The following is an 18,203-nucleotide window of genomic DNA, read 5'->3' on the forward strand; positions in this document are numbered from 1 at the left end:
GGGCGGGGCCACGGCTCTAAGCGACCAATCGGATTGAGTTTCGCCGACCGGTAAGGTCAGGCAAACTTTTTTTGCAAGGGTCCGTCGGGTGTCGGTCCGCAGATGAAGAAAGCCGGGCAGTTCGGACAGGTGCGCGATGAGATTTCGGCCGGGAACCGTCCAGCGCGGATGTCGCCAAGAAACTTTGAAAGCTTGTCCGTGCGTCCCTTCAACTCGCGGTCTGAAAGGGAAAGCTCGGATGCCTCGCCGTCGGAGAGATGGACGAGCTCGGCAACAGCGCCGGGATAGGCCTGATTGACCGCCAGGATCAGCGCCGCGGCGCCGACATCCTTGCTCTCGGCCGATCGCATGTGACCCGTGCGGACGCGACGCACGGCGCGGATACCGTCAGGCCGCATCAGCACCTCGTCCGGCTCGACGAGGATCTCTTCGCCGCCGAGGTTGATACTGACCGCCACAGGCGCCTCAGCAATCGCTCCTGCGCGGCCCGACAGAAAGAAACGCAGCATCGCCAATGCGAGATCGCGGAATTCAGCGCGGTAGCCATGCTCCCCCAGTCCCTCACCGGCAAGCGCTGCATCGGTCTGATCAGTGAGTTCCTGCTCGGTCACAGGCAGGTCCGACGCGATAACCGCCTTGACTACCGAGCGAACCGCCTCGTGCAAGTGCATAAAGGCCGTAGTGGTTCGGCGCCCACCGACGTGCAGGACATGAGTGTAGAAAAAGCGGCGCGGGCAGGATTCATACAAAGCGATTTGCGGAGCTCCGAACTGCAGCCGTCCCTCGACGATCAAATCGATGCCCTGCGCTTCCGCCGCCATAGGAAGCGGTCGCGCCGGCACGACCGAGCCGCGCGTCAGGGTGGCTCCGAGACGGTCGAGGAAGGGCGACAGCGCACGATTGTAGCCGTTGCTCTTCTCGGTCGGTGCATAAAGGATCAGGCGATCGCGGGCGCGCGATTGCGCCACATAGAACAGGCACTCCTGCTCCTCGGTCTGGCCCGCGCGGAACGCCTCCAACGCGTTGCCTGCGGCCCCCGCGATCATGCCGTCGGGGGCCGGACAGGGCGGCGCAGGCGGTGTGCGCGGGATGGTGTCGCTGTTGAGCCCCGGAATATGGACACCGCCGAACTCCAGGCCCTTGGCACCGTGGATGGTCATCAGCCGCACGGCGTCGAGATGCTGGGCGGCTGCCGGAAGCTGACGCAGGTCGCGATCGTCGCCGAGACGGACAAGCCTGCGCACCCGGTCGAGCACACGCGTGATCGGCAGGCCGCGGCTGGCCGGCTGGACGCGCATGAAGTTGAGAAACTGCCAGATCGCGATGCCGCGCGTACGGTCGGCGAGCTCTGCGGATGCGCCAAGGCGCGCGACCATGCGGGTACGATCGAGCAATAGCGTCGCGAGCACGGTCCAGGGCGAGGCTGTCTGGTCGAAGCCGTCGAGCGCAATCGCAAGCCTGGAGAGTGCCTGACGGCCGGCGTCGCTTAGGCCGGGGATCGCATCCACCTGCTGGAGCCAGGCGCCCGGCGCGTGGTCGGCTGCCCGCAGGTGCTCAAAGATCGCCGCCACGTCAGAGAAGGAAGTTGTGAAGTCGGGCCAGCACGCGATACGCAGCAAGCCCATGGCGCGCCGATCGACGAGAATGGACAGCAAGGCCAGGAGATCCTTGACCTCGGCCCGCTCGAACAGGCTGCCCAGAAACAAGACGGGAACACCAAGCCGTTCGAGATCCTGCCCGATCGTCGACAGCTTCTCATTGCCGGTGCATAGGACCGCCTGGTCACGGTAGGCAAAGCCCTCACCGCGAAGCTGCTCGATCGCGTCTGCAAGAGCAACTTGCTGCTGATCGGCCCGCTGCACAGTCCGCAGTTCGGGCTTTTGACCTTTGCCGTCGCGATGCGCTTCAAGGCCGCTGTCCGCATCTCCGGCGCACATGGTGGTAGCGAAGCTGGAGAAGCTTTCGACAATTTCTGGCACCGAACGATAGTTGCACTTCAATCGGCCGCGCTTGCCGTTAGCGAAGTCCTCTTTGCCGAACCGTGCCATGTTGAAGGACGAGGCGCCGCGAAACCGGTAGATCGACTGCTTGGCGTCACCGACCATCCAGAGATTGCGGCCATCTGGGCGCAACGCATGCAGCAACCGCACGCTGCTGCGGTTCACGTCCTGATACTCATCCACCAGGACATGGTCATATTGAGCTTGTAGTGTTGCACAGATGGCGACGTCCTTCTCGAGCAGTTGCACCGGCAATGCGACAAGGTCGCCGAAGTCGATGCAATGTGCGTTGCGCTTGAGCTGTTCATAGGCGGCGTAGACGCGGGCTACCTCGCCGGCGCGTTCAGCGACGTCGCGCGTATCGGAGTCCCCGGCTTTCGCAAGCATTGCGCCGGCGAGTGCGGCGTAGGCTTCGGCTTCGACCACCTCGTCTTTTGCCCGGGAAACGGCGGCCAACATGTCGGCGATGATCTGGGTCGGATCGTAGAGATTGCGGTAATGAGCAAGCCTCAGGCGCGGGAACTCCTCCTCGAGGAGCTCGGCCGCCTCGGTCCGATCCATCATCCGCGGATCATTCGGCAGGCCGAGTTCTGCATGGAAACGACGGATGATATCGAGACCGAATGCGTGGAACGTGCCGATCCACATCGCGGCGGCAGCCTCGGGTCGCTTGCGGGCGATCCGCTCCGCCATCTCTCCCGCCGCCTTGTTGGAGAAGGTCAGAAGCAAAAGGCGCCGCGGATCGACACCCTCCTCCAGAAGGCCTTCGACGCGAGCGATCAACGTCTGCGTCTTGCCAGTGCCAGGGCCCGCCTCAAGCAGATACGCCTCCCCGCGATGAGCCGCCGCCGAGGCTTGCAGCGAATTCAGCGGCCGCTCGATATGCGTCGCCGCCGTCACAGGTGGCACTGGCGGCAGCAGCAAGGCGTCGAACAGCTGTTGCGCGACCATCTCGAATGGCGCGCCGAGCTTCGCGGCAATGGCGGACGCGGAGAGCCCTTCGTCAATATGAAGTGTGCGGACCAGGGTCCGCGGGAGCAGCAGCTCGCGTGCAAACAGGTCCATCTGGACCTCACGGCGTTGCCTGCGGCCATAGTCGACAACCCGATCCATTCCAACGGGCGACGGCTCTGCGGCGCGGCTGGGATCAATCGCCGGGACTGGCTCGCCCTCAGGATCGTCGCCGAGTTCGGCATGACCAATCTCGTGGGCGACCAGGAAGGCTTGCTCGAACCGCGAGCCGACATTCTCGTGAAGGATCAGATCGTCGTCGGTGACGAAGGTCGCACGGCCGCCATTGAGGACGGCTGCCCCAGCGGCCGTCGGTTCGACATCAATCCCCCGTCGCCTGGCTTCGGCGACAGCAAAGTCATAGGGCGACCAGGGATCGGCGCCGGAAGCAACCAGGCGAGCATGAAGCTCGGCGGCGACTTGCCTGGCGAGCTCCACGCTGTCCATGTCAATCCGCCTCTGCCAACAACCGGGCGCGCTTCTCTGCCGGGACGCCTGCGTCGATCAGCACCTGCTCGAAAGTGACCTGCCCGCCGATCGCGGGCTTGTCGTCGGCCTTGTAGCTGCGCCCGGCCGCCAGCTGCGCGAGGCCCCAGGACAACTCCAACTGTGTGACCGAACTGCTCACCTCCTGGGCAAGCCTGCCGAGAAACCGTCGCGGGATACTGATGAAGGAGATCCGTCGCTCGCGCAGCGCGGTCACGACCTGCCGGGGCACGTCAAGACGCAGGGCGACGGCACGCCAATCGGCGACCGTAAGAGCCGCGAAGGGGTCCGTCATCGGCGCCGGCATGGCCGCCGCGTGCTGCGACCAGGCAGCGTCGAGGAGGGCCTGATCGGCAGCGGTCAGCGGCGCGTCATCGTCGTAGACTTCGCGGCTAAGCTCGCGCGACAGGTCAACGAGCTCTTGGGCATATTCCGGATAAAGCCGCAAATACCGCTCCAAGGTTGACCGGCCAGGCTCGCTCTCGACCGCGAACGCGTCGAGCACAGACTCGCGGGTTGGACGTTCTCCTGCGGGGCTCACCGCTCTTCTCCATCGGCCATGGCGGCCCGCAGGGCAGCGAAGGCTTTGTCGCGATAGGTTCGGACGGTCTTTTCCGAGCGGCCCAGGGCCTTGGCGATGGTCATGACGTCCGGCTCCTTTGAATCGATGGGGAAGCCCTGTCTCAGCATATGAATGATCCTGCTTTGTTCTATGGGTAGAGCCGCAATCGCGGCATCCAGGCCTAACCGGTAAGCCGGATCGTCCAAATCCGACAAGGCGAACGGGTCGTGAACCCCGGCAGCCGCCTCGACTTCCGGTGACAGCTCACCGCTTTCTTGGTCGTATTCCAGTGGTCGGGAACGGTTCTCGTCGCGCCAGGCCTGTTCCTGGGCATCGCGCCGCAGGCTAGCCAGCGCGCCGTCGAAACGCACCTCGAAGTAGTCGACCTTGTCGACATAGGCGGCGCGATCCGCCGACAGCAGCTCGACGAAGCGGCCGAACACCTTGTCGCGCACGACCCCGCGCGTCAAAGATTCCGTCTTGCCATCAGGGCTTTCCGCTCTGGACAAACTACGCATTACCCGTTCAGTCAGGATCCGATAGAGCCGCTCAAACCACATCTCGTTGTTGTCTTGGCGGGTCGAGCGGATGAAATAGACGAGACATTCGCTGGGGACGTAGGCTGGGTCGGAGCGCTTCCTTATTGCAGCCCTGGCGATCAACTCGTCAAGCGAGAGGGCCGCCAGTTCGGCGATGAGCGCTTCTACCCTCTGGTCGCGCTTGTAGAGTTCGCCGCTGAGGCGTCGCTTGCGCAGCGGTGTTACTGTTGCTTGGCGGGTGCGCTGCGCGTCTGCCCCTTGCCCTGCACCGGCAGCTCCCTCAAACTGGTTCATCGCGCCGCCTCGCTTTCCATATCGCGCCTCTTGTTCAGACGCGTCTCGAGCGAGCGGATGCTGTCGAGCACCGCCTCAAATCCCGGAGGATCGCCGAAGATCATCCCCTTCATGGCTCTGTAATCGATGCGCAACTGTTCGATCATGGCGTCATGCGGTGCAAGCGCGAACGAGCCAGGCACGGCGCTCGCTAGATCGAAGTCCGGTCGATCGAAGAACATCCGGGCATGCGCGACGCAGTCCGCGCCGAGCGCGCTGTTAGCGATGGCGGCGTCGCCCACCGGCGTCGCGGCGAGTTGGTGCAGATCATAGTAGTGTCGAGACACGCGCTGGCCGCCCCCACGCAGCTCTCCTCGCTTGTCGAACCAGCGCCGCAACCCATGGAGGATGACGATCTTATCCCAGAAGGTTCGCTCAGGGTCGACCGTTCGCACGGCCGGCACGGTCAGGTCGAGCGCCGGCAGATCATCATCGACATAGGGTTTGATCGGCACTTCGCTATTGGGGTCGAGCGCGGATTTCGCGCCAGACTCGATCTTGATCGCCGCTCGCACATAATCCGATCGCGGCGTTGCCGCTGGATACCAGATCAGCAGCGTCTGCCCACCGGGATCGGCATCGTCGGCGTCCACCCGTCCCGCCCCGGTATCGAAGCCGGCGGCCTTGAGCCTTTCTTGGAGGATCAGAGTCAACTCAGCGCGCAGCGGGCCGTTGATGTAGGCTTGGCAGGCGTCCTTGATCGCATCGAGGCGCGCCTTGCGTTTCGTACCGCTCAGAGCGTCAAGCTCCTCGATGGTCGCCGGTTCGCCAATGTCGTCCCGAAACACCGTGACGTCGATATCCTCTGAGAAGCGTTTGATCAGACCGAAGCCTTTGGACAAGGAGGTTCCGCCCTTGAAAAGGAGGCGGGGTCCCCCATCTTTCAGTCCATTGAACAAGGCATCCAGCGTCCAGCAGACCCAGAAGTCCTTTTCGATATTCTGGGATGCCGTGCCGAGGCGCAGCGCCGTCGTATCGAAGGCGCTTAACATCGTGTCTGACCCTGCCGCGAGGACCTCGTCGAAAGCCGCATTCATGTCTTCGCGGTCCGGGTTGCGCCGCGCTTGGCGGTTCGTGTCTTGTCGGCAGAGTGCGGTTTCGGCTTCCGTCGGCCGATGGCTGCGTGATCGTCGTCGCCGTCCCTCGTTCGTTGTCGCTGACGATCATGATCAGCATCGGCACCAGCATGATCATCATCACCGACATGCCAACGACCAACGCCAGCGTCGTTTTCGACAAGCGGCTTGAGAAACACCCACATCCAGGTTGGCAGCGCCGTCATTCCCGCAATTATGTCAGCTTTCAGCGGCGGGCCCGCAACGGGATCCTCGAAGAGTTTGGCGAGCTTGCGCTTGACGTGATCACTCTCTCCTTCACGGACCAGGAGATCGCGGAGCCAGTGAAGCGCCTGGACGACGCGCATCGCCGGTCGCCCGGCCCAGAACAGCTTGCTTGCCGCGGTCGGACGGAAGGTGATCGTGACGTTACCGAGCTTGATCGCACGACGGCGGGCGTCTGTGTGCACCACGATTTTTGCGGGGACCGCGTCGGTCAGGCCCAGATCGTTTGCTGCGGTCATGCCATCGACAAGCATCCGGGTTTGGTCGCGTCGACCAACCGCGTCGATGACCGAGCGCGGATCGGGCGGGTTGGTTTTTTGGGTGAGCTTGTTGAAGCCAGACTGATCGTAGAGTCCTCGATCGATTCGCCTGAGGGTTTGCGCCTTCGTCAACCGCTGCAACGCCTTATCGATGGCGTCCCGCGATGCGAGATCCACGAAATCACTCGGCGTCCACACCTTGCGCGGCGCGTCGGCACGGATGCGGTCAAGCATGGCTGTCTTCAGATCGGGTGAGTCGCTGCTCATGTCCGAAAATTGTAGAGGTTTTTCGGACGATCAACAAGCAGCGTGTCCGAAAGATATATACAAATTTCGGACAGGGTCATCTCATCTCCACTTAGGACTCGGTTGCCAGTCGCTCATCTGCAAAATGTTTCCGCCGAGTTTTGCGAACGGGCGTTGGCGGCAGGAGAATACGAGAATCTGCTGATCGCGCATTGACGATGCAAAGCGTCGAACATGCGCTCAATGCGATCGTCATCGGAATAGACCAACGCGTCATCCAGGATGACCGGTGTGGGGCGCCCGTTGCGGGCGAGCAGACGGGCGAAGGCCAGCCGGGTCAGAACCGAAAGCTGTTCTCGCATGCCGCCACTCAACCTCTCGACATCCTCGTCCTGACCATTGCGACGAACGGTCTGCGGCAACAGTGTTTTCTCATGGAACACTATGGAGATGTCGTCGAATAACAGTCTGAGTAGCGGCCGCAGCTCGGACATGACCGGCTTAAGATATAGATCGCGTACCGCCGAGCGTGCAGCGCCCAGCGTTGTGCGCAGCCGGTCGAGAACGGCCTTTTCGATTTCGAAGCGTCCCACTCGCTCTTCAGCGACTTCCAATTTTTCCCTGGCCTCGCGCCAAGCTTCTTCCACCGCGTCGTCGGACCGAGTGCGAATATGGCCATTGAGATCGGCAAGGGTCACACGCAACTGACCTGCCTCCTGAGTGGCGGCATCCTGAAGCTACGGATGATGATGCTGCAGGTCCCCGCGCAGAGGCACGGCCAAGCCGGAGGTACCAACCGGGATTACTGCATTTATCATGCCGCGCACGGCGACTACACGTTCGCCTATGCATGGGTCGAGTATCTGGTCCATAAGATTGCACGGATACTGGATTCGCTGAAATCCGAACCACTAAGCTCTAATCGGGTCGGGGTGAGCAAGCGTAGCAAAAAGCATGAATGACAAGAACAAAGCCGAGCCTTCTATTTCCGACATAGTGCGAATGCGCCCTTGGAAGCATGCGCTCCTCACGACGTATACCCTGAGTCTTAGCTATTTTGAGTCAGAAATTCTGCGGCCCCTGCTGCGTGGAGGCTGTTCGGACATTTGGCTAGTCGCTGACGCGGAAGGCTATCGATCGTCACTGCTGGAGCGCCGTTCCATGCGCGTCGGGCAGGAGTACCGGCTCATCCCAGTCGCCCTGCCGAACGGGGTGTTTCATGCAAAATGCATTTACCTTGCGGGCGATGAGGGCGATCTGCTCCTGGTCGGCAGCGGCAATCTGACCTTCGGCGGACATGGCAAGAACGCTGAAGTGTTCGAGGCCCTTTCGCCGGGTTCTGCGGCGAGCGCCTTCCGCGATTTCGCCGACTTTCTGGAAGCCATCGGTTCGCGTCCCGACATCAAAATAGCAAGCTCAGAATGGGTTGAAGACTTTGCCGGCCGCGCCAGAGCTGCGGCGGATCAAGGGACCGATCAGGGTGGCTCTCCCCCGCTGCGGCTCGTGCATCCCGTCGATGAGCCCGTGATCGATCAGTTACCGGGCCTACTGGCTCCGTACGGTGCCTGCACCGAAGCGGTTATCATGTCTCCTTATCACGACCACGACGGACTTGCGGTGCGGACCCTCGCCGATCGGTTGAGATTATCCTACACTGGCGTCGCGGTCACGAAGGCGGGCGCTAGCCCTTTTCCGTTCGCACAGACCGTTGCGTGGCCGCATCCGGTATCGCCCGTAAGACCGTTCCGCAAAGACAAACGCTTCGTCCACGCCAAGTGGTACGAGTTTCAGACGGAGACGGTCAGGCTTCTTCTCACAGGAAGCATCAATGCGACGCGCAAGGCGCTGACCACCAGCGACAATGTAGAGCTTGGGGTCTTGCGCGCACTTCCTCCCGGAAGCATTCCGCTCGCCTGGGATCCCACCGACCCGCCTGCCTTCGAGCCGCAAGGGCGAATGCCATCAGGCCTAAAGGAGAATGAGATCGTCTATGCCGGCTTTGATCGTCATGACGCTGCATTGCTCACGGGCCGGATAATCTCCCTGCAACCGACGCAAGGCGTTTGGACGGGGCGTTTGATACAGGCGGATGGCGAGGCCACCTCGTTCGATGCTCCAGTGGAGGCAGACGGGAGCTTTTCGGTCAGGTCTTCGGCGCTCGAAGCTTTCTCCGAAATGCCCGCCCTGCAAGCCGTGATGACCAGGGGCGAGCGTGAGGCGCGCGGATGGGTTCACAACGAGATGTTTTTGTCTCTTTCGGGCAGGAGGCGTTTGACCGCAGGCTCGCTGAGCCGACTGATGCGTCGTGAGGGAACAGATGACGACTTTGAAGCGCTGCTCGACCAATTGAGCATGCAGGCGGAGCACTATCTGCGTATGTTCGACCGTCCGGTGCAGAAGGCTTCGGAAGACGGCGAACACCAGGACGGTTCCGGCAAATCCGTCACAGTGAACCTCGCCGACCTGGCGCCGGGCGCAGAGGGTTCTCAAGGCACTGTTCGACCTTCCGGCATTTCGTCCACTCCTGACCAGTTTGACGTTGCGATGACCCGGCTGCGCCGCATGCTCCTTGGGCATGGCCGCGCGAAGTCGGCGGCTTTGCAGCATTCAGGCGAGTCCGTTGTGGCAGAAGAGGAGGATCCGGAAACGAGCGGCAAGGAAGGGTCTACGCCAGATGAGCGCGCGCGCAAACTAGGCCTAACGGATTTTGAGCGCGAGATTGGGCGTTTGATCGTGGACGCCGAGGGCAAGCCCAACGTGGTGAGAGGGTTGTTGGCAATGGAGCTTGAGGTCGTGATGTGGATGCGCGTATACCGCCTCAACGATCTCGACGGCGCTCATGAGTTCCTTCATTCCTGGTTTTTGAAGGCCTGCCGGCTCGCGAAGCCCGAGCCCGCGCGTCTGACATCGCTCCAGCAGCATATCGTTACGGCGGCGGCCATCCTTTTTCGTTTGGCTGCCGGGGCGGGCCATGCGGGGAAGATCGCGGCCGAACTCCATGACAGTCTGGAGCGGTATTTCGGTGGGACTGTAGACAGAACGAAGGCGCTGGGCTCGCTGATACCCGATGTCGATGTGGGGTTTGCCGCGCTTTTGCTGGGCGGCGTGTCGGAGCAAGCAGTATTAGCTGGCTCGCTTACGGCCATTCTGGCACAGCGAACCACAAGACAGCAGCTCGCGGACGCTCTCGCTCTCGCTTCCAAGGCGCTAGCAGTTCCGGCAGATTGGGAGGTCTTCAACTCGCCCCTTGGCGCCGAGTTGAACAAAGCGCTATCCCGCCCCGATTGGCAAAAGAAGGTAAGGCCCGCCGGCCGATCAGACTCGAAGGCATGCGCCTTCCAGCAGTTCTCATTCTCGCCTCAGCAGGCGGCAGAGTTTCAGCGATTGCGGTTTGCCAAGTGCATCCACTGCAACCGGTTCACGGTGAACCTGCACCCATGAACACTTCCTTACCCCAGTCGGCATTCTTCCTGCCGCCGCCTTCGTCCGAGAACAACGGCGTGGATTTTCTCGGCCTGCGCCAGGCCAATCTCGACATGATGGCTGCGCTTATACCTGGAACGAACAATGTCACCTCGTACATCCGCCCGTTTTCGCTTCTGAGCTGGATTTTCTGGAAGTTTCACGGCCTGTGCGAGAAGGCGGGAAAAGACCAACCGAATAGCGAGGAAGTGCAAGAATTCAGAGAGCGGGTCGAAATCCTCTTCACCTGGGGTGCACGGCTTGAGGACACGCCGGGAATCCCCGGAAAGCAAGCTGAACCCCCTGCGGGCGGTGGTTCAGTGCTGTTGACATTCAAAGCATGGGGCCGGGTGCAAAGCAGTACCAGCCTGATCGCCGCTCTCTGGTACGGCCCCGCCTCAAAGACCGCCACGGGGCTAGGCTTCCTCGAACCGTTCAAGGGGGGCTTTTTCCGGGCAACGGGCAAGGGAGTGGCCCTCGCCGAAGCGCTCGATGGCGTTCTCCGGGCGAATGCCGGTCTCTATTCCCGCCTGCTCGATACGCTCGCGCCGGTAACGGCCACCGAAGATGATGCGCGGGCGCTATGGACGCTCTGGGGCGCGAATTCTCCCACCGATGCGGAACGCGACGCATTTCGCGACGCTGTCTTCGACGAAGGCCGCATCGGCGATTATTCAAACCTGCTTGGGCAGCGCAGCAGCACGATCGCCCTTGCCAGGCTTCATCTATCGCATTGCGCGGGAGCACACGCAGCCGAAGATATCCGCCGTGGGATGTTCTTTTCGGGGCGGCCGGACGGCAACGCCTATGAGGTGCCGGCGGAGCTTCGGCCCGCGCTTCGCAAATGGATCGTCCTTCAGGTGCGGCAGCTCCAGCGCCTCGCACTGGAGAGCCTGCTGTCCTGGTGCGAAAGGCGAATAATTGGCGGTCTCCATGACACCGCCGGGCTAACGAGTGAAGCCGAACGGCTGTTCCGGACGCATTCCTCCGGACTCGATCCGGACGACCCTCTTGCCTTGATGATCGGCAAGCTTGATACGCAGATCTCCTCGGTCAATGACTTCGTAGCGCGGGGCCGATCCGACGGGCTCTTTTCACCGTTCGCCCTTATGGAAGAGATACAAAAGGCATTCAAAGCCAAGGACGAGCGATTCGCCGCGATTAGCTTCTATGCGCTGTTGCTGTGCGCATCATTCGCGGGGTACTTTGCTGAAAACGAGCGCACCCAAATTTCAGTTGGCGGCGCATCGCGGCTATCCCTCTTTCATCTGCGCAAGCGGTTAACGGCACTCGGCGATGTTTCGCTCAAACAGGCGATCCAGTTCGTTCTGGAATCGATGGTGTTGAGCCAGCATTTTGCCACGGCGGTCAACCGTTTCGACGGCCAGAATCAAAGGTTGAGGCTGTCCATTGAAGAAGGCGGACTGATCTCGCTTGCAAGAAAGCCGTGGGAGCCGACTGTCACAGAAGACCGGCTGCCTACGATCCTGGAACTGGCGGGGGATTGCGGGCTGGTTAATAGAACCGGCGACGCGTTTCAACTATAGGGGGTCGGACGACAGGTCCAGGAAGTAAGAAATTGCCGCTGTCGGCCGGCGCCAGATAACTTACCGAGCACGGCGATGGTGAGGTCTGCCGATCTAAACCGCAGAGCCCAAGGCGGCAACCAGAGTGGGGTGTAGCGTGAACTGGACACCCTCGTTTGCCTTGACCAAGGCCGCCAAATACTGGCGCTTATATCCCGAGTCGAAGATGTATTTCGGAGCGCCATTGTCCAGAACTCCGACGCTGCCATTCCAGAGCATGACATCGAGCAGCTTCTCCACGTTGTCCGGCGTCTTCATCTGCTTTGCCGCTATGTACCGGAACTTTGCCGCCGTCAGTCCGTCGCGATGCTGTAGAATTTCAAAGAGTAGGTCCGATCCGTTCGGGACTAGATCGGCGATCTCGCGATCCAAATCTTCCAACACCTGCCATCCTAGCTCCCTCAATGCGACGACGTAGTCCTCTTCCTCCATCTTGTTGCGCCCAAACGTCAGGGCGCGACGACGTGCTGTCTCGAAAAGACGGATAAAATAGCGGGGTCTCATAAGGCAGCCGTCGATGAGGAAATCGAGGACAGGGCGCCCGTTTACCGTCGCCACGGAAGCCCGACCCCATAGCGAACTCCAAGACTCGCCAATGGCGGAGACACTCGACTGGAGGCGCTGTTCGAATAGGGCCTTCATCAAGCTGCGATCGGACCATTCAATGCTTTGGACAGCCAACTTTCCGTAGTCCGCCATCCCGCGTATTAGGAACTCGTATACGTCGCTCCGAATAAAAATGGCCCACCTAAATTCAAGCGACTTCCGACGGAACTTCCGTGCGATCTCCTGCATTGACTCCGTCAGCCCGACCACTATCAGGGCATCGTCGTCGGTGAAGCCCCCTGGCGTCCAAAAGCGGTCGAGATTGTCGAAGAGGAATAGAACGAAACCCTTGAGGCGAAGATACTCAAGAACGGTCTCTCGGAGTTCTCGGACGTCCTGCCCATAGATGGCCTCTAGCACCTTGGATGAATCCAGTTGGTGAAGTTCAACGTCAACGATGGCGCTGCTGCGAAACCGGTCGACAACGTTTTGTGCCAGTCGTTTCAGTCGTTCGGAGAAGTCCCCGGTTCCTGTGTCGACACGCGCCTCAAATAGCGCCTTGAGCTTGTTGTAGCCCTGGAGAAGACGCATGTCGCGCAACGCCCTCGTTTCGTCCTTCTCCAATAGCTTGTAGGTGATTTCGACCAAAGTACGTATTCCCAAAAAACCGCGATAACTTCCTTCCGGGTGCCGAAGCTTAGCTTATCCAAGATAAACTCTTTCATCTTGATGAGCTGGTAACCGTCTGGAATTAAGTCGATGACGATGTTTGCCTTATTTGACCTAGTGCGATCTCTTACTTGTAGGAAAACCGCTGTCTTGCCGCTTCCTTTCCTGCCGACCAGAACGTTGGCTTCGCCGAGGAGAGTTCGCTGATAGCCGTCGGTCTCTAGGAAATGGTCTGCAAGCGAGGTTGCTTCATTCTCGGCTACAGGATCGCCGCAACTCAATCGTTCAAGCAGGTTTTCGTGGTCTGGCTTAATCGAGACGAACTCGTTGGCAACGTCTGCCACGGCAACCTGAAAGCGCCTATGATCTCATCGATGTCCGCTAGTTTCCACCACCGGTCGGCTTGGTCCTGTAGGTCCAGAGGAAGGCTGGACTTCTGGTGAGCTATTAACAATGCCGGAATGTTTCGACCGCGGGCAATGCCGTAAATGAAAGCCGCTCTTTGGTTGTTGCGAGCAGCCTGCTCGCTGTCACCTTCCATCCAGAAAGCGATGATGCCGAACAGGATGCCACCTGTTCATAGGCTTCGCTGGCGTTCAGTCGGCTGATCTCGCTCGAATTGAAGTTGCGGAATTTGATCCGCGCAATCTTCTTTACGGCGCTGGTCGTCCGTAGGGTGGATTCAGTGGGGGTCGGAAGTTGAAGGATGAAAACCGGCTGATCCTTATTTTTCGCCAGTTCAGCCCAGCGGGTCGTTTCATCGCGTTTTGACAGGGTGCGAACAAGAACGTGATCATAGTCGTAGCCGTCGTAGCCCAAGGTATCTAGCAAGCCGATGGCTTTGACCGGTTGGAAGTCCATGTGGGTCGAGCGGATCAATCGCGTGGGCTTTTGCAATCCGATCGCAAATCCCAGCTCGTAGGTCACGTTGTGATTGACGAGAGAGATGTCGGCAATGAAAGCGTCGGCGCCTTCTATCCAGCTTTCCACCGACCGCGCAACTGGTGAGCCCGACGTGTCAAGTGTCGACCAAGGCGTTATTGATCGATCGGAAGTTGAAGCCGATTTGCAGGCCGCGACAATCATGTCACCGTGGAACTGATTACCGGAGGCGTATGCGACAAAAACCGACGTCACTTGCAGCTTACCCCCGAATCCCAGCAACTGAGCCTATCGACAACAGACCGAACGCTCAACTGCAAGTTCTCGATATCTTGCGACTATCGTTGTGCAGTTCAGTCACCGCCATCGTTCGGAGTCGAAGTAACATTGCCGCTGCCATATCATTCGAGTCTGCCGGCACACTTCCCGCTTTGGTAAAATCACGACGATGCCCACGCCAAACCGGAATGTCCGCTCTTTAGGGTTCGCAGCCCGAAGCGCCCGTCCGCTTGCGGCCTATCAGCAGCCTTTCCGCGCCTCGATCATCGCTCGCCGTTTAGTTAGCCAAATGTCAGCATGAAAAACCCGCCGGCTACCCTGGCGCCTCGGACGCAAATCTGAAATGCGGCGGGGCGATCTGGCTGGCAGCTTTGCGCCGAATCTCGGTCATTGCGCTGACCACGTGCGCATCCTGTAAGCGGCCGTCGTTTATTACGGCTCTTGGAGGCCGCTCAGGCGAGAAGCAGCCTTCCTGAACTCACGTTGGCTTGGCTTAGCTTAGCTGAGTCTCGATGCCCTGATCGGTCACGAGGATACGGCCAATGGGTATAAGAAGGAGCGCTTAGACCGCAATGGACGCCTCGACTGGCGACAGCACGGGATCAACCGATAACCGTAGGATAGACAGGACAAAAAGCGCCGCAAACTGACCTACAAAGCCTACAGCGACCGCAGCTCACAGCTAGCTAACGCGCTTCTGAGTGAGGACATCGTATTCATGGGACAATCGAATCCGAAGATATCTGCACCGCGTCAAACCCTGATCGTGATGGCGGTCTCACCGTCGCCATAACAGGTCGAATACTTGAACTTTTCCTTCAGGTCAGCCTTGTCCCAGTCCAAGTTGATTTTCGAAGGGTAATTGAAGATTAGCAGTTTTTCCTTGCTGAGCGTCAGCACGATGCGGGCGATAGCGGAGGAATCCGGATGGCCATGGCCGGATCCGTCGGTCGAGATCAGCCAGCGTGGCGATTGCAGCCTGTCGATCAGCACGGATATGTTGTTCTTGGCGCTGCCGTGATGCGCGACCTTCACGGCATCGAAAGACACACGGCCCTGACCGCCATAGCGCTCGACGCCGCTCGCCACGTCGGTGGGATGCGCGTCTGCGGTGAAGAGGATGCGTTTCTTTTCGCCGGCCTCCAACACGAAGGCGATGCTCGCGCCGTTCGGCCTGGTACGATCCGCTGTTTCCGCGTCCCCTGCCAGCTCACCGAGATTCTCCACGGTCGGCACGATTCTCGGTTCGGCCGAGAGGACCTTGTCGGCCTCGCGTTCTTCTTCAGCCGCGAACTCCCTGATACAGTCTTCCCAATCCGGATAGAAGTCGGCCAACTTCTGCCTGGGTGGGCCAAGCAGGACGAGGTCGAGGCCGGGCGCCAGCGTCACGCGCGGCAGTTCGCCATCCGGCAGGACCATGACGGCCTCGCCCTTCAGTCTCGTGTTCCACGCTATGCCGAGTTCCTTGACGCGGGCATCGAACTGTAGCGCCTGCTTCACGCTGAGCGTCTTGAGGTCGTCAGGATCCGCGTCGGGTACATCCTCCGGCGCCGGCGGCTTAACAAAAAAGTCCGCGGCGCGTGCGTGATGCTCGGCGCCGTTAAACCACACCTCGCCGATGGTCAACCCGCGAGGGTCGGCTAGAAAGGTCAGCACACCAGCTATGTGGTCGGCATCGACATGTGTCAGGATCATTAGGTCAATGGTTGGCTTGCCGGGGCGCGTAGGCAAGGAAGCGAGAAAGGCTGGCAGTACAGTCAGCCCGGTCTGCGGCCGCCCACCATCGACAAGAAGGCGGAACCCGGCCGCCTCGACGAACAGGCAGTCGCCGTCCCTGGCCGGCAGCATGGAAATCGAAACGGCGTCGATCATTTTCAGATTCCTTGAAAGCTGTTCGGATTTAGAAAGCCGCCGCCGGCGAGCGCGCTTCGGGTATCAGCAAGGGAAGGACGAGGATCGCCAGGTTGATGGCCAGCAGGAAGGCCAGCAACCTCGGGTCGAGCAACCAGCTTTCGATGCGCTGGTCCTCCAAATTGGCGATGAAGCGCTTCAGCTCTACGATGCGTTCACGCTGCTGGCGTGCTTTTTGCGCGGTCGCTCCCTGCCAAAGTACGAGATCGGCGTTCGCCTGCCGAATCTGCTCTTCCCTGGCGTGGCGGCCTGCAGTTCCGCCGCTAAGTTCGGCGACGCGTCGACGGAAGCTCCAGGCGGGCCAAATGCCGGCCGTGATGAAGAGGCTTATCGAGACAAGCGAGAGAACCAGGAACTGGGTTCGCCACATGCTTTCGTATTCGAGCCCGTAGCCCAGACCCCAGCTGATCCACCATCCGGCGAACCAGAAGCAGAGCACCGACAGTGCGATGATGGCGAAGGCATGGACGCTCTCCAATTCGCGCAAGGCCGCGCGCGCCTGCGGCGTCGAAAGGCCTGCCAGTGCGATGCCATTGCGGCCCATGATGCGGACGAACTGGCCGTAGCCGAGCAGCCGACCGAGTAATGTGCCGATGGGCAAAGCGATCGCCGGCACACCGACGATCAGCAGGAAGGAGATGAAAAGATGGGCGGAATCCAGATCGTTGATAGAGGTCAGGAGAATGACGCCCGTCAGCGAAATCAGGAAAATCACCGCCGAAACGAGCTTAGAGTACCAGCTGATCGTCCTTCTCAGGTCGCTCATGAACTTCTTCATGGCACCGGCCTGGCCGGCGGGGAACACGAAAGCCGCACCGTCGTCGAAATTCCCGATCGCCTCTTCAAGTCGGCTTCCCAGCGCCACGGCCCGCCAGCCGACGATGATGATCGGTACGCCGGCGATGAGGGGCATGACATCGACGGGAAAAGGCGCGACCTCGCCAAGGCCGGGTATTCTCTCCAGTGCGACGGTCAGAACATTCATGACAGCATACCACACCAGTGCCCAGACAAAGGCGGCGAAGACGTAGGCCCATTTTCGGCGGACGAAATGGCTCGCGACACGCCCCCACCAACTATCCGCCTGTGCAGGTTGGACGGGATCAGACACTGGAGATAACCCCCAGGTCGGCCGGTAGGAACAGGCTGTTGATGCGCGGCAACTTCGCTATATCCGCGCCGCGTTTCTTCTTCAGCGTCTCGATCAGGTTCACCGTGGAGTCATCTGGAAATTCGCTAGCCAGGACCAGCCATTGCCAAAATTCGGCGACGGTAGGCTTGCGGCTGAACCTGCCCTCCAACTCTGTTAGTCCACTCCAGAACGCGCCGCCGGCCTCGATCAGCTGATTGTCCTGGGGATTGGCCGGCGCGTCGCCGCGATAGGCTTTCAGGCGCGCCTTGAGGATATCCAGGACGGTTTCCGGTTTGATCTCGATATGGTGCGTGACGCAACGGCGCAGGAACGGATCCGGCAGTCGCCGCTCGGAGTTCGAGGTGATCACGATGATCGGACGCTGCTTCGGTGGACCAATAGTCCTTCCGGTTTCGGCGATGGTGAACTTCATCTGGTCGAGTTCGAGCAGCAGGTCATTGGGGAAGTCACGCGGCGCCTTGTCGATTTCGTCGATCAGCACGACATGCGGCTTCGCATCCTCCTCACCATTCCAGCCGAAGGCGATGCCCAACGCGCGCGCGCTGAGGAAGCCTGATTTGTCGACCTCCTTCTGCGCAATCTGGCTCTGGCGGAACCAGGAGACCGCGTCGAAATCATAGCAGATGTCGCGTGCCCGGGAATCGGAGCGCACCTGGTATTCGTGGAAGTGGCCGTTGTCCAACTCGAGCTGCTGGGCGAGCCAGAACGCGGCCAGCGTCTTGCCCGAACCCGGTTCGCCGGTCAGCAACAGCGGCCGGCCAAGGGTCAGTGCGACGTCCACGGCCGTTTTCAACTCGGGCGAAGCGACGTAGCTCCCGGCGCGGCCCTTGTTGGTGTCGAAGAAGCGGTTCACCCGCTTCTGGCGTTCGTCGAGTATAGCGGTTGCGCCGTCTGCCAGACGGTCGATCAGGCGAAATACTTGCATGTCTGCCTCCAAT

The 18,203-nt window shown here is 60.5% G+C and carries 12 protein-coding genes and 2 pseudogenes; 3 read left to right on the forward strand and 11 right to left on the reverse strand.

Going from position 1 to position 18,203, the window contains the following annotated elements; genetic code table 11:
• Positions 1-56 precede the first annotated feature (56 nt).
• The 6 genes and pseudogenes from AC0L24_RS13650 to AC0L24_RS13675 all read right to left on the reverse strand — a co-directional run.
• Complete coding sequence (locus AC0L24_RS13650; RefSeq protein WP_473563810.1) at positions 57-3,458, reverse strand: UvrD-helicase domain-containing protein; 3,402 nt, start codon at positions 3,456-3,458, stop codon at positions 57-59.
• A gap of 1 nt (position 3,459) precedes the next feature.
• Positions 3,460-4,038 (reverse strand): hypothetical protein, encoded by a 579-nt coding sequence (locus AC0L24_RS13655; RefSeq protein ID WP_473563811.1) that lies wholly within the window; start codon positions 4,036-4,038, stop codon positions 3,460-3,462.
• A complete protein-coding gene (locus tag AC0L24_RS13660) occupies positions 4,035-4,892 on the reverse strand; it encodes a DNA-binding response regulator (protein WP_473563812.1) in 858 nt (285 codons plus the stop codon). Before AC0L24_RS13660 ends, AC0L24_RS13655 begins: the two co-directional genes overlap by 4 nt.
• The gene (locus AC0L24_RS13665; RefSeq protein ID WP_473563813.1) at positions 4,889-5,968 is read right to left on the reverse strand and encodes a nucleotidyl transferase AbiEii/AbiGii toxin family protein; all 1,080 of its coding nucleotides are present in this window, start codon (positions 5,966-5,968) and stop codon (positions 4,889-4,891) included. The genes AC0L24_RS13660 and AC0L24_RS13665 overlap by 4 nt, the downstream gene beginning before the upstream one ends.
• Positions 5,965-6,765 (reverse strand): DUF6088 family protein, encoded by an 801-nt coding sequence (locus tag AC0L24_RS13670; protein WP_473563814.1) that lies wholly within the window; start codon positions 6,763-6,765, stop codon positions 5,965-5,967. The genes AC0L24_RS13665 and AC0L24_RS13670 overlap by 4 nt, the downstream gene beginning before the upstream one ends.
• A 114-nt stretch (positions 6,766-6,879) precedes the next feature.
• Positions 6,880-7,508, reverse strand: a pseudogene (locus AC0L24_RS13675) (ATP-binding protein); the annotation flags it as partial.
• Here AC0L24_RS13675 and AC0L24_RS13680 point away from each other — a divergent pair.
• The 3 genes from AC0L24_RS13680 to AC0L24_RS13690 are packed head-to-tail and all read left to right on the forward strand — an operon-like array spanning position 7,449 to position 11,786.
• Positions 7,449-7,739: a hypothetical protein gene (locus tag AC0L24_RS13680; RefSeq protein ID WP_473563815.1), complete on the forward strand. Its 291-nt coding sequence runs from the start codon at positions 7,449-7,451 to the stop codon at positions 7,737-7,739. The pseudogene AC0L24_RS13675 and the gene AC0L24_RS13680 overlap by 60 nt on opposite strands.
• Positions 7,732-10,218: a phospholipase D-like domain-containing protein gene (locus AC0L24_RS13685; RefSeq protein WP_473563816.1), complete on the forward strand. Its 2,487-nt coding sequence runs from the start codon at positions 7,732-7,734 to the stop codon at positions 10,216-10,218. The genes AC0L24_RS13680 and AC0L24_RS13685 overlap by 8 nt, the downstream gene beginning before the upstream one ends.
• The gene (locus AC0L24_RS13690; RefSeq protein ID WP_473563817.1) at positions 10,215-11,786 is read left to right on the forward strand and encodes a hypothetical protein; all 1,572 of its coding nucleotides are present in this window, start codon (positions 10,215-10,217) and stop codon (positions 11,784-11,786) included. The genes AC0L24_RS13685 and AC0L24_RS13690 overlap by 4 nt, the downstream gene beginning before the upstream one ends.
• 93 nt (positions 11,787-11,879) lie before the next feature.
• Here AC0L24_RS13690 and AC0L24_RS13695 read toward each other — a convergent pair.
• From AC0L24_RS13695 to AC0L24_RS13715, 5 genes and pseudogenes are all read right to left on the reverse strand, one after another.
• Positions 11,880-13,384: pseudogene (locus tag AC0L24_RS13695) on the reverse strand (P-loop ATPase, Sll1717 family).
• Between the two features lie 103 nt (positions 13,385-13,487).
• Positions 13,488-14,177, reverse strand: a complete 690-nt coding sequence (locus AC0L24_RS13700) for a hypothetical protein (RefSeq protein ID WP_473563818.1) — start codon at positions 14,175-14,177, stop codon at positions 13,488-13,490.
• Positions 14,178-14,954: 777 nt separating this feature from the next.
• Positions 14,955-16,073 carry an MBL fold metallo-hydrolase gene (locus AC0L24_RS13705; RefSeq protein ID WP_473563819.1) on the reverse strand — a complete coding sequence of 373 codons (1,119 nt, stop codon included), beginning with the start codon at positions 16,071-16,073 and terminating at the stop codon, positions 14,955-14,957.
• Between the two features lie 28 nt (positions 16,074-16,101).
• The gene (locus AC0L24_RS13710) at positions 16,102-17,097 is read right to left on the reverse strand and encodes a hypothetical protein (RefSeq protein ID WP_473563820.1); all 996 of its coding nucleotides are present in this window, start codon (positions 17,095-17,097) and stop codon (positions 16,102-16,104) included.
• Between the two features lie 118 nt (positions 17,098-17,215).
• A complete protein-coding gene (locus AC0L24_RS13715; RefSeq protein WP_473563821.1) occupies positions 17,216-18,202 on the reverse strand; it encodes an AAA family ATPase in 987 nt (328 codons plus the stop codon).
• Between the last annotated feature and the right edge of the window lies 1 nt (position 18,203).

The sequence above is a fragment of the Mesorhizobium sp. WSM4809 genome, from assembly GCF_055811655.1.